Source organism: Leptolyngbya sp. NK1-12 (assembly GCF_032598965.1).
Classification (GTDB): Bacteria; Cyanobacteriota; Cyanobacteriia; order Elainellales; family Elainellaceae; genus Elainella.
Map to the genome: position 1 here is coordinate 5,685,796 of NZ_CP053586.1, position 12,546 is coordinate 5,698,341.

Consider the following 12,546-nt stretch of genomic DNA (forward strand, 5'->3'; position numbering starts at 1 on the left):
GTTCTACTCCCATGTCAACTCCGCACCTAAAGTACAGAATATTAAACCCAAACCCAAGATTCACCAGAGAATCTCAATTGCATGGTTCAAAAATCGCTGAAGCTGGTCGATCCGATTGCTTTCTAACCCAGTTTGATGCAGCGCTGAAGCCGTCAGAACCGCTCCTACCCAATGGTGAGTATGCCAAACTCCGATGCCAGCCAGATCGGGCAGGTCGGCAATCGCTGGATAGGGATAGGGACTGACATACCAGTAGGGTTCGGGATAGCTAGTATCCCCTGGCGACACCCCCACCCCGATTGTGCGAGAGCCATCCGCTTGAACCGATCGATCAATCAAAGTCGCCATATCAAAATGATGAGGCCAGATATACACAGCAGAAGCCGCCGTTCTCGTCGCAATCCCTTGCAGCAGCGCATTACTGATCGCGTAATAATCTGCAAGAGCCACACGCGCATCCGCATCCGCCGCATCAAATGGCGCACCATGAGCAATCGGAGCATCAGGAAAATCATCGGGCGGATAGGACAGCAATTGAATTTGGCTGGTATCTGCCCCTAAAGGAGCAATCGCCTCCTTTAACCAATCCATTACCTGTATCAACGTTTTCCCATCCAGGGGCAACTCAGCAATAGTGCCTCCCTGCCCATCCAACACCCGCAATACCAGATTCACCGGATCAAGCCCTACTCGAAACGCCTGCTGCGCCTGGATCAGATTTCCGACAAAACTCTGGAGTTGGGCATCCCAGTAGAGGCTAGCCTGACTACCATCCGGCTGAGGCACCGCCAGAGCCGCACCCACTGCCGCAATCGGTTGAATCGCATAATGAAGCTGTAACCGAGCCGTCGTTAACGATTGAGGAGATGAAGTAGAGATCATAATAGGTAAGAAAAGTTGATGGATAAAAGATAGGAGCAAAGCATCCGCACGAGCAGTCTAATACCATTTCCCTTTAATCGGGCTACAGATTACAGCATTCGATGGGTTGCGGTATGCAGCTTCCGTAATTCAAAACTCGGTTCGGCTGACTCACCGGAAGCCAAAACTTAAAACTAAGAATTGGTATAAAATTGCATCAGCACCACTCCACACAGACACTTTGCAACACGTTCTGCACCACACTCGATTCAGATCAGATGCAGATAATGCAAGCTAAACAGATGCTCTGGATCCGTCCACACCGATTTAACCCCATATCCAGCAGCTGCCGCTAACATCTGGAATTCTTCAACCGTGTACTTATAGGAATGCTCCGTCCGCAGCCTCTCACCGGCACGAAATTCGAGTTCCTGATCGCCCAAATGAATCGTTTGATCCATCAGGCTAATAATGTACATCTCAATCCGTCCAATCGGATTATAAACGGCAGTATAGGTAAAATTATTCAAATCAAAATCACTGCCTAGCTCCCGGTTCATTCGCACCAGCGCATTCAGAGCAAAGGCGGCTGAAATCCCCAGAGCATCATCATAAGCAGGTTCCAGAATCTCCTTGCTCTTTTTCAGATCCACCCCAATCAGCAGATCGCCATGCGGTTCTAGCAGCACCGAGACATTACGCAGAAACTGCACCACTTCAGCCGGTTCCAAATTGCCAATCGAAGAACCAGGAAAGAAACCAACCTTGTGTTTATGCCGCAGCGCCGGAATATCAGGTAAGGCAATCGGCTGTGTGTAGTCGGTGCAGACCGCAATCGCCTCCAAGCCTGGATAATCGGCAACCAAGCGATTGCAGGACTCCTGCAAATGCTGCTTAGAAATATCCAATCCCAGATAAGTTGCCAATTGCGGCATGGCATCCAGCAGAATCCGCACCTTCTGACTACTGCCGCTCCCAAATTCAATCAATACCCCATCCCCGATCAGCATGGCAATTGCTGCAGCATTGTCCTGTAAAATCGAAATCTCAGTGCGAGTCAGGTAGTATTCATCCAGTGTACAAATCGCATCGAACAATTCCGCTCCCCGTTTGTCATAGAGAAATTTAGGCGGAAAGGTTTTTTGCGGTTGACGCAATCCCTGCAAAACTTCGGCTCGAAAATCATCCAGCGGCGGATGCAGATCGTAGAGCACAACAGGAGACTTGAGATTGAGCGTTGCTGTCATGGTGTTTGATAGTAATAGGTTAACCCGCGAGGCGAATGCCACTAAACTGCCAGCGAACCGCAGGCGGAAAGAAGTTGCGATAGGTCGAACGAATGTGGTTAGGAGGCGTGGCACAGGAGCCGCCCCGCAGCACCATTTGATTGCACATAAACTTGCCGTTATACTCCCCAACCGCGCCCGCCGCCGGCTGAAATCCCGGATAGGGCAAATAGGCGCTCTGCGTCCACTCCCAAACATCGCCAAACAATTGGTCCGGTCGAGTCAGTCCCTGAGCCGCAATCGGATGCAGATACCCGGTTTCCAGAAAATTACCCTGTACCGCAACTCCCGCCGTTGCCACCTCCCACTCCGCTTCGGTTGGCAAGCGTTTTCCCCGCCAGCGGGCAAAGGCATCCGCCTCATAAAAACTGACATGACACACCGGCTCATCCAGATTAACTGGACGCATTCCCGCCAACGTCATCACCCACCACTCACCGTCGATCGGCTCCCAATACAAAGGAGCCTGCCATTGAGCCGCTTGCACCATTGCCCAACCCTCCGCCAGCCAGTATTCCGGCTGACTGTAGCCGCCAGCCTGCATGAATTCCAGGTACTCACCGTTGGTCACAAGCTGCGCCGCCAGCCAGTAATCTTGCAAATAAACCGAATGCTGGGGAGATTCATTATCAAAGGCAAATTCGTTGCCCGCGTAACCAATAGAATACAACCCACCCGGATAGTCCAGCCAATGCTCTTTAGTAGAGCTAGGAACAGGCGACGCAGGCAAATCTGAACGGTAGGCAGAACGCAATGGATTCAGCGCCAGGATATGCTTAATATCCATTACTAACAATTCCTGGTGTTGCTGTTCATGATGCAGCCCCAATCGAATCAGAGCTTCCACCGCCGGATCGAGCGAGGAATTGAGCGAAGCATCGAGCAGCGAACGCATGCCATCATCCACATAAGCCCGATACCGATAAACCTCCTCCACCGTTGGACGCGACAGCAACCCCCGCTGCGGTCGCGGATGACGCTGCCCCACCGCCTCGTAGTAGGAATTAAACAAATAGCCATACTGAGGATGAAAAACCCGATAACCCGGCAGATGGGGCACCAGCAAAAAAGTTTCAAAAAACCAGCTAGTATGGGCCAAATGCCATTTCGGCGGACTCACATCCGCCATACTCTGGATCACATAATCCTCGATAGCCAGAGGTTGGCAAATTTGTTCACTCAACTGCCGCACCTGTTGATACTGCTCAATCAGCAGCCGTGTTTCTCGCTGCAATGCGAAATTCGACAAAATCATAGATTGAGTCTTATCCTCAGTAGAATGACCATTCATATTCGCGATTCCTTCCAGAAAACGTAAGGACTGCCGTGTCTACTATACATCTAGCGGAGCGTAGCCGCACCAAACGTTGCGTTAAATCTGCGACACCAGATCGCCGCCGACGCATAGTCAGACAAGTTGACGTTGGCAGGAATCTCATACCGCTGTGCTCCCTGAAACTGTTGCAGCGGCGCGATCACCACATAGCTATCTGCCGTTAGCGCATAGGCCGGTGGCTGAGTTGAGCCGAGCACATCCGCATCCTGATGCAGAATCACCACCAGATCAGGCCCCATCTCAGACGTTTTGAAATCCTCCCCCAGTTCAATAAATTGCTGCCCATTCTCAGTCCCAACCCGAACCGTTCCCGTCGTCGGGTGTTCTCCAGCCGCAAACGTGCCCGACTTCGTAGCGACCTCGGTCGCAGGAGAGGCTTGACTAACCGCCTCAGCCGGTGGCGACGACTCCGCGCTAGTAGGCTTTGATTCAGCGCAGCTAACCACCAGAAAAGCCGCAATCACCAGCATGCCAAAATGTTTCCGCTTCATTATCGTTACCTCATTTTTTTAACTAAGTGTTCACCGACCCGTAGCCCATTCACAATAGGGGTCAACGTTAGATCTACCGCTCCCTTCGCAGGAAAAGAGTCATTTCCATAAACTTCTATTGCTCCTGATAATTCCAGAGCAGCCCACCATCGACCACGAACGTAGACCCCGTGATGTAATCCGCATCCGATGACGCCAGAAACTCCACCAGAGCCGCCACATCCTGAGGCTGACCCAACCGCCCCAGTGGAATGTTGTGCAGCAACGCAGCCAATTTTTCTGGATCGTTCAATAGCTTCGTGTTAATTGGCGTTTCAATCGCCCCCGGTGCCACATTGTTGACTGTGATACCCAGCGGCCCCAGCTCCACCGCCAGGTTACGGGTCAGCATTTTCATACCGCCCTTACTGGCGCAATAGGCCGTGAAATTCGGAAAAGGCAGTTCCTCATGCACCGAACTAATGTTGATCACTTTGCCCGTTCGCTGCGTCGCTACCAAATGGTTGACAAACGCCTGCGTTGCAAAAAACACGCCCTTTAAGTTGACATTCATCACCGCATCATAATCTGCTTCCGTGACGTTCTCAAACGGCGCATGGTTTTCAATGCCAGCATTGTTCACCAGGATATCCAACTGACCAAAATGCGCGATGCTCTCCGCCACCAACTGCTGCACTTCCGCCACGCTGCTCAAATCAGCCTGCACCGTGTATCCCTGAGACTGCGGACACTGGGCCATATGGCACTGTCCCCCCATCGCCTCAACCTTAGCCAGGGTTTCCTGCGCCCCCTCTGGATGAGAGCGATAATTAATCACCACCTTGGCCCCCGCTGCCGCCAACCGGATCACAATCGCCTGCCCAATCCCCTGACTGCTGCCCGTCACCAGCGCCACCTTACCTGCCAATTTCATCAACTCACCTCCCATAACGCTTCAGAACAAGCCGTGTGGATTCGATTACACTCCAGAATGAGCTGCTTGCCTGAGAGCTTGCTGAGGCAGTTCTAATGATTTTATGAGAGAGATGATGGGTCCGTTCCAATCCGCAACTGTCGCACAATTTCCTCCGCCAGGTTTTTCGACCAGAGCGAATCAAACGGACAGAGGATCTGGCGATTTTCCGGCGACAGCCAAACCAGCGCATCTTCCACATCCGCGAGGCGATAGGTCTCGTTTAGCAGGATGCAGGTGAGCAAGCGATGCACCACAATCGCCTGCTCGTCGGTGAGCACAATCATGCGTTTCCTCCTTGGTCGTGTTTGGCCAGGATAACCAGGGCTTTATCGATATCGCGGACTTTGATGCTGCGCAGGGCCGTCAGCAACGAGCGAATCAGGACGACTTCATCGTCGGAGAGGGTAATCATGGCTTTTACTCCATAGGGATCTAACCCAGATATGACAAAGGTTCTGGGCGTTTTTTGATCTGAAAGCATCATACAAGAAAAATTCTTTGCTGGCAATTGCCTTATAGCCATATATGTATATTACCCTCACCGTTATTTTGCATAAGAGAAAATAGGGCTTATGCCGAAACGTAAGCCCCAAGTCAGGATCTATGTGTCTGAGGATGTGGATAAGCTCCTCAAGATTATTGCTGCTGTCAAAGAGATCTCGGTCAATGCGCTAATGAACGAAGCGATCGAAGACTATCTGAACAAGCCGGAGATTCAGCAGATTATCGACAAGCATCGCTTAGACGAGCTTGACTAGGCTTAAGCATCCAACTCAGATTGCAGCTCTGCTCAGATTTGATCTGCTGCTTGTCGAAATGGCTCAAAGCCGATTTCATCACCAATTGCTCTTGGGATCATTCACCTGCAAGCCCTGCCCACCAAACACCGGCTGCCCATCAATATTCCTCTATATCCTATCCAGCTCAACTATCCAACTCAATTAGAAAGCATGTCATTTTTGCAAATTTGCCCTCATCCCCCAACCCCTTCTCCCTGTCTGAAGGAGAGCCGGATTGAAGTCCCTGTCCCTTTTTGGGGCTACCATGTATATACATTTATACATAAGTAGTTTAACTGATTTCGTTTCAGTCTTTATCGCCCCCTAAATCCCCCATTCTGGGGGACTTTGATTAGACAAAGTTGATCATTCGATCCGGTAAGCCCAGTGATCTGGCCCAGTGATCTGGCTCGGAAGTCCGCCATCTATGGGGCCTAGCACCTGCGAGTTCAAGAAAAGGGGGCTGAGAGGCGCTCAGCAAGTCGAGCGTGACGCTGCCCGCACCGAGCAACTGCATCAACTGGGATATCGAGTCATTCGCTTTAAGAACCAAGCTGTGATGTCAGACTTAACGGCTGTCCTTACAGAAATTGTCAAAGCTATTGACCCCTAATCCCGCTCGACTCAAAGTCCCCCAGAATGGGGGATTTAGGCTTCGACGTGAGCTCAGCCGAACGGGGGCTGAGAGGATTTGTGTATACCCAGTAGCTTTTGGGGAGAGGGATTTAGGGTGAGGGCTACAAAGGTGACATATTCCCCTCAATTATTTGGCTCAACGGTGAAGGCTTGACTGTCCAGTTCTTGACTGTCCAGTTCGAAGCATTCAAGCTTTCGCCAACAAACCTCTCTAAGCATCAGTCGAACCGACTTCTAAACGAATAGGAATTTGAATCACAAACTCCGTTCCCACCCCAACAGTAGAAAAACAGTCCAATTTTCCCCCATGCTTCTCAGTAACGATTTGATGGCTAATCGACATTCCCATTCCCGTTCCCTTACCCACCGGCTTCGTCGTAAAGAAAGGATTGAAAATATACGGCTGCACCGCCTCCGATATCCCAGGACCATTATCAGCAATGGCAATTTGTATCCATGCTGCATTCACTATTGAAGTACGAATCACGATTTGATTCGGGTTACTCTTGATCTCCTGATACGTCCGCTTTACGTTGCCTTCCTCCAACGCATCAATCGCATTCACCAAGACATTCATAAATACCTGATTTAGCTGGCCCGGATAGCATTCCACCAGCGGCAGATCACCATAATCTCGCATTACTAGAATCTCCGGACGATTCCCATTCGCCTTCAGCCGGTGCTGCAAAATCAACAGCGTACTCTCCAGCCCCTCATGGATATTCACCTCTTTCACCTGAGCCTCATCCAACCGAGAAAACGTTCGCAGCGATTTGACAATTTCCTGAATCCGTTCCGTTCCCAGCTTCATCGAGTTGAGCAGCTTCAGCATATCCTCGGTGAGAAACGTCAAGTCAATTTCCTCAACTTTAGCTTCAATCGCCGCAGTAGGGGTAGGAAATTCCTGCTGATAAAGCTGCACCAGTTCCAAAAGATCCCGCGCATACTGACTCACATGCGTCATATTCCCATGAATAAAATTCATCGGGTTATTAATTTCATGCGCCACCCCAGCCACCAACTGCCCCAAACTCGACATCTTCTCAGCTTGAATCATCTGCGACTGAGTGCGTTGCAGCTCTTGTAGGGTATTACTTAATTCAATGGTGCGTTCCTCCACTCGTTGCTCCAACTGTTCATTCGTTTGTGCCAACGCCGTGAATGATTCCCGCAACTGCTGTGCCATCCGATTAAACGAGCGGGCCAAAACCCCCAACTCCCGAACCTTAGACGGGTTCACACTTTGATCAAACGCCCCATCCGCAATCGCCTCAGATGCCTGACTCAGGCGCAAAATCGGCTGAGCAATCCACTGCGACGTGTAGATACCCACAATCGTGGCCATCATCAGCGCAGCCAGACAAAGCAAAATTGTAGTGCGAGTGTTCGCGTCAATTTCTGCCATAAAGTCTGATTCTGGAATCACCACAACACTAAACCAGTCAATGCCACGTCCATCTTGAAGCGGAGAAATCTGCACAAATTGACGCTCACCATTGATTTGCACCTCTAGCTGTTGAACTTGAGCAATTTGACCAAAACTGCCAAATCGGTCAATCAAAGCGTTTGCAGTAGCCCGAATCACCGAATTCTCAGTGTCCTTCGCAGCTACAAGGTTTAGCACTTCTCCTTGAATTTTGTAGGGTTGCTCAACCACTGAACTGGCAATTAGCTTCCCAGAGCGATCGACAATAAACGTTTGCCCAGTCTGTCCCACCGCCACCCGCTTAAGAAACTCATGGATGCGAGCCAGCCGAAAATTGTTATTTTGTACCCCTAAAAACCGGCCCGTCTTACTGTAAAGCGGTTGAGACAAAGAAATCGTTGCTCTTGAACCTGATGCCGCTATAAAAATCTCGCTCCAAGTTAGTTCACCGTTTTCCTGTGCGGCTCTGTACCAAGGGCGCGTGCGTGGATCAAACTCCTGTGTTTTAAGCTGCTCAACCCGTCTACCCTGGTGATCCAGCCGATAACTCTGGCGCTTGGGGAGGTCGGAGGCTTCTCCAGTTCGGGCCACAATCAATCCCTCTTCCAAACGCTCCACCAGCACATTCGCTCCTGTAGCAGTCCCCGTTTGCAAAAAATCGACCGTGCCCTGATTCACCAACCGCCAGTAGAGCTGCTCCAGCGCAGGCATATCTGTGATACTAATTTGCCCTTCCGCGATCCCAGCCGCAATCATCTGATTCACAATGTAGGGCTTCTCTAGATACGTGAGAATTTGCTGATTGATGTTACTGCTGATCTCACTCCGCAGTTGAGACGTGATCGTGTTGACTGATTTTTGACCATTACGAATTGCCAAATAACCAGTCAACCCAACCGCTACAGAAATTTGCAGCACAAAGGGCACAATTAGAATCAGGCGCAGAGACAGCTGCTTGAACACAGACTGCCGGACCGGGACTTTTAACGCCATAGCTTCAGAGAAGAGAAACAGCCGGCTTTATAATTCCCTGCAAAATAATATAAATCTCAACACTTTGAGCTGTTGAGCAGCGCAGAGCACCGATAGACCATTGCCGCCCGACTGTCTACCCCCAGTTTGGCAAAAACCCGGCGCAGATGAGTTGAAACCGTCCACTCACTAATCTTTAATCCATGAGCGACCTGTTTGTTTGAACACCCCTGAGCAATCAATTGCACAATCTGAAATTCCCTTTCTGTCAACAAGGCTGTCCCATCTGAAGCGCTTGCTTGATTAGAATCATCTTCCACAATCACACACTCTTTTCCCTGCATCCTCAATTGCCCCACGGCGGAATCTATAAAACGGCTGAGAGGAAACTTGAATGCCTGTCCCGCGACAGATTCGAACTGATTTTCAGGACAGATGATTAGGTAATGATAATTTTCCAGATAAAAATCACCTAAAACATTGCAAAATCGGCATTCACTGCTTGCCTGTATGGGTCGGGTAGGCTGGATAGACTGGATAGACTGCATAGCTGCTGCTGCTCCTCTGTAACGACATCTCTGTAACGACATCTCTGTAACGGCATCTCTGTTATGAGCAGATTGAGAACTTGATCCTAGAGAGAAAGCGCAGCGCTGGGTAGTACCCATGAGGGTACCTTTTAAAAAAATTAGAAGTTCATGCTCTTTGAGAAACAGTATTTTTGTCTACAGCTTTAGAATTGGTGGTTCTAAAACAACTAGCGGTGGCCCATAGGTCGGTGACGGAACCATTTCTGGCAGAAGATCAAGCTTGTCGTATAGACGCTTGACGGTTTCCGAGAGTTGATTGACGCCTTGCCTCCAAAGCCTCACATCGCTGAGGGGAGTGCCACTGCTTTCGATTCTGGCCGCTGCAACCTTGCTGTAACTGGCCGCGACTTGATCATTGTTGATTGGATGACCGAACGCGGCGGCTGCCAGTTGCTTCGCATATTTCTCGTTGATCAGGAATTGAAAATAATTGTCTATGACAGCAGTAGGATTGGTTGTCTGAACACCGGCCAGGGCCAGCAATTTTTGTAATGCCTGTTTGACGGCAAGCCTCTCCTGCTGCAACCGAGTTGAGTTTGCTGTTTTCCAAAGCCGATCAAACTCAAGGAATACATTAGTGTGAACAACTCCTAACGGCAGCGATCGTTCGATTAAAATTACCGCATGAATCAACTCATGAAACAAGGATTCTGCAACTAGAAATTCCAGTCGATCTTGGTCCTTGGGTATTTGTTTTTTCAGCTCCGGACGGTCCAATCTGAGTGGATTGACTTCAATCAGAATCCGGTGCGTAATCACAGTTTTCCCCTTTACAGTGTTTTGAGTGGGTGAAAATTCTAGCGTTTTTCCGCCATCGGCTAGAGATGCCACCGAAAATTGAACCGCTAACGCCCAAATATGCTGATTCCCCCCAATCACTTCCCGCCGTACTTCCTTGAACACACACGCACCTTTGCTGACTTTACAAGGTAGCGGAATTGGGGCGATCAGAGCATAAAGCTCCGGATCGCGGGCTTTGATTAGATTTCTGACTTGTTTGGGGCGAATCGTGACCGATTTACCCAAAGCCCCTAATCCAGATTCCGTTTCCAAAGCAATCCGCATCAATAACCAGGTTTTGTCGCCAATAACACCATCAATGCCCGACCCTTTTAGCCCCTGGCGCTGTTGCCAACGGGCAATCGCCTCAGCAAATCCCTTCTCATCTGGAGGATAGGTTGTGAACCCAGGAAATCCGACCAGAGCGGCAATCTGCTCGTATTGGGCAGCCCAGCCCAACTCCTTACCATAGTAGCGATTTAGTCGCACTGCTTTCTCCACATCAATTGCGGCTATAATTTGCCCCAACCCTTCGTCGGTTAATACATACATAACGGGTCTCCCACGGACACTTGCCTCATAATGTGAGTACAGAGCATTCCAGAGCATTCCAGAGCATTATTGACCAAGTCGCTTCTTAGCCTTTTCCCAGGCTTCTGCCCGCCAACGATAGACTTCGTCAATATCAAGACCACCCCCCATTAACTGTGCTCCCGTTCCAATGATGAACTGACCCACGTCCGGACGAACAGGAAATGGACCGCGACGCGACAACTCAAGGAAAAAAGCAGCCTGAACCATTTCAAAAATAGGACGATTATTTTCAAAGAAATCTTTCCGAAAATCATCGAAACGCAGATTAGATAGGCAATACTTCGCTGTATACGAGCGATAAGCTTGCTCAAGGGCAATTGCCATATCTCCCTGAATATGGGCTGCCACTCCTGTAACAATACTCTTGAGTACCTGATTTGCAAATCCAGACACAGAGTTCCAACTGGGCCGACCAGCAGTTTGAAAATGATTGATCCACAGTTGACTGATCTGATTTAGCTTCCCTTGCCAGAAATTTTGGAGTGATTCGTGGTATAGATTGTAAAAGATAGGAATAAAGTGTAGGACAAAGCCTGGATGTTCAAATCGTTGGACTTCCGCAATCTCGTAATAAGTAATTAGTTCATAAAGTTTTGCGAACCAATATTTGTTATCCAGAATCGTTTCTGTGAATCTTCCGCGTGCATCAAGTGCACCCACGCTTCTCAAAAAGCTTTTAGCAACATGGGCACTCAATCCAAGAGTTTTACGAGCCGCATCAAGTTCAATCTTCAGTGCATCCTTCAAAGCGTAAGGACAGCTTGGCTTCGGCGTGTAAATTTCAATGACCACCCCTCTGTTGGTAGCTCGCCCTTCAACAGTACTGTTGTCAGTGATATATGTACCCGGAGAGGCTGAACCGACAAAAATTGTTTGCGATCGGGCATTTTTCCCCAACAGTTCATAGACACGTTTGGCTCGACCTTCTCGGAGAAAGTTGTTATTTTTTTCTTTCCCAATGCAATCGCTATATCCAATGATGCGTAATCGATAATTTGGATTCGATTCAAACTTGCTCAGCCAGTCTTTTAAAAGTTGCTCTTGTTTCGTAGCTTCTTTAACACCACGCCAATTCACTCCAAAATCAGCAATCTCCAAACCACGGGTTGTTAAACGAACGTCAACCGGCAAGTGCCCCTTCTGAGTTTTTGAAGTTTTTATTTCGCCTGGTTTGTAGCCAGAACAAACATTGCCGGATGTTGCTTGACCCACCCCCAAACCATTCAAAGCTGCTCTGCGAGCAACTGGCCTGCCAGATTGTGAGGCGAACCACTCCCAGCGGGCTTGACTGAGTTCACATTGAACTTTAGCTCGCTCTTGGGCTTCAGAACCGACCGCATATCCCTGGGGAAAAGGAAACTCCTTCAGTTCTGGAAAGGCGTGCAGAATACCTTGAAGAGATGCAACAAGCTGTTTCTTGCTAATTTTCCCCATGCGGTATTTTCCAACCATCTTAGATATCAGTTTTTGCCCTTGCACCAAGCGCGAGATCACTTCCAGTTTTCGCTCTAGTTTTTTCACCTTCTCTAACGGCGTCAGCGATTCTCGACTGAGCGTCCTCAAGACGGTTACCCCCGCACAATTGCGTTTGTATTCCTCTTGCAATCCTTTGCCAATCGACTCCATAGCTTGTCGGTAAGGTAAAACCTCTCCAGACGGTCTCACTGAACTGGAACCCGGATCACGATCAGAATGTTCTGGATCCGAAGCTTGTCCTAATCCTTGTGTCGATATGTATGCCATGAGTTCTCCTAGCCATCACTCAGTTACTCACCCGAGCGCTTTATAGTAAACCCCCTACCCCTCACCCCCTACCTCTCACCCCCTACCCCTCACCCCT

Annotated in this window: 13 protein-coding genes; 2 read left to right on the plus strand and 11 right to left on the minus strand. The window is 49.4% G+C overall.

Going from position 1 to position 12,546, the window contains the following annotated elements; genetic code table 11:
* Positions 1–60: 60 nt before the first annotated feature.
* From HJG54_RS24225 to HJG54_RS24255, 7 genes are all read right to left on the minus strand, one after another.
* Entirely contained in the window at positions 61–882 is an 822-nt protein-coding gene (locus tag HJG54_RS24225) for a hypothetical protein (protein WP_316431792.1), read from the minus strand.
* A 248-nt stretch (positions 883–1,130) separates the two neighbouring features.
* Positions 1,131–2,108, minus strand: a complete 978-nt coding sequence (gene egtD / locus HJG54_RS24230; RefSeq protein ID WP_316431793.1) for an L-histidine N(alpha)-methyltransferase — start codon at positions 2,106–2,108, stop codon at positions 1,131–1,133.
* 19 nt (positions 2,109–2,127) lie between these two features.
* Positions 2,128–3,402, minus strand: coding sequence for an ergothioneine biosynthesis protein EgtB (gene egtB / locus HJG54_RS24235; RefSeq protein WP_316431794.1), 1,275 nt, complete (start codon positions 3,400–3,402; stop codon positions 2,128–2,130).
* 86 nt (positions 3,403–3,488) lie between these two features.
* Positions 3,489–3,974 carry a DM13 domain-containing protein gene (locus HJG54_RS24240; protein ID WP_316431795.1) on the minus strand — a complete coding sequence of 162 codons (486 nt, stop codon included), beginning with the start codon at positions 3,972–3,974 and terminating at the stop codon, positions 3,489–3,491.
* Positions 3,975–4,089: 115 nt separating this feature from the next.
* Entirely contained in the window at positions 4,090–4,887 is a 798-nt protein-coding gene (locus HJG54_RS24245) for an SDR family NAD(P)-dependent oxidoreductase (RefSeq protein WP_316431796.1), read from the minus strand.
* A 101-nt stretch (positions 4,888–4,988) separates the two neighbouring features.
* Positions 4,989–5,213: a hypothetical protein gene (locus tag HJG54_RS24250; protein WP_316431797.1), complete on the minus strand. Its 225-nt coding sequence runs from the start codon at positions 5,211–5,213 to the stop codon at positions 4,989–4,991.
* Positions 5,210–5,341 carry a hypothetical protein gene (locus HJG54_RS24255; RefSeq protein ID WP_316431798.1) on the minus strand — a complete coding sequence of 44 codons (132 nt, stop codon included), beginning with the start codon at positions 5,339–5,341 and terminating at the stop codon, positions 5,210–5,212. The genes HJG54_RS24250 and HJG54_RS24255 overlap by 4 nt, the downstream gene beginning before the upstream one ends.
* A gap of 160 nt (positions 5,342–5,501) precedes the next feature.
* Here HJG54_RS24255 and HJG54_RS24260 point away from each other — a divergent pair, with 160 nt between their 5' ends.
* Both HJG54_RS24260 and HJG54_RS24265 read left to right on the plus strand, forming a co-directional pair.
* Positions 5,502–5,687, plus strand: coding sequence for a hypothetical protein (locus tag HJG54_RS24260; protein WP_035999744.1), 186 nt, complete (start codon positions 5,502–5,504; stop codon positions 5,685–5,687).
* Between the two features lie 448 nt (positions 5,688–6,135).
* Positions 6,136–6,321, plus strand: a complete 186-nt coding sequence (locus tag HJG54_RS24265) for a DUF559 domain-containing protein (protein WP_316431799.1) — start codon at positions 6,136–6,138, stop codon at positions 6,319–6,321.
* A gap of 234 nt (positions 6,322–6,555) precedes the next feature.
* Here the strand turns inward: HJG54_RS24265 and HJG54_RS24270 are convergent, their stop codons facing one another.
* The 4 genes from HJG54_RS24270 to HJG54_RS24285 all read right to left on the minus strand — a co-directional run bounded on the left by HJG54_RS24270 (position 6,556) and on the right by HJG54_RS24285 (position 12,449).
* Entirely contained in the window at positions 6,556–8,763 is a 2,208-nt protein-coding gene (locus tag HJG54_RS24270; RefSeq protein ID WP_316431800.1) for a sensor histidine kinase, read from the minus strand.
* A gap of 56 nt (positions 8,764–8,819) precedes the next feature.
* On the minus strand, positions 8,820–9,290 hold the full coding sequence (locus HJG54_RS24275; RefSeq protein WP_316431801.1) for a LuxR C-terminal-related transcriptional regulator: 471 nt from the start codon (positions 9,288–9,290) through the stop codon (positions 8,820–8,822).
* A gap of 177 nt (positions 9,291–9,467) precedes the next feature.
* Positions 9,468–10,664, minus strand: a complete 1,197-nt coding sequence (locus HJG54_RS24280; RefSeq protein ID WP_316431802.1) for a hypothetical protein — start codon at positions 10,662–10,664, stop codon at positions 9,468–9,470.
* Between the two features lie 66 nt (positions 10,665–10,730).
* Positions 10,731–12,449, minus strand: a complete 1,719-nt coding sequence (locus tag HJG54_RS24285; RefSeq protein ID WP_316431803.1) for a DUF5995 family protein — start codon at positions 12,447–12,449, stop codon at positions 10,731–10,733.
* Between the last annotated feature and the right edge of the window lie 97 nt (positions 12,450–12,546).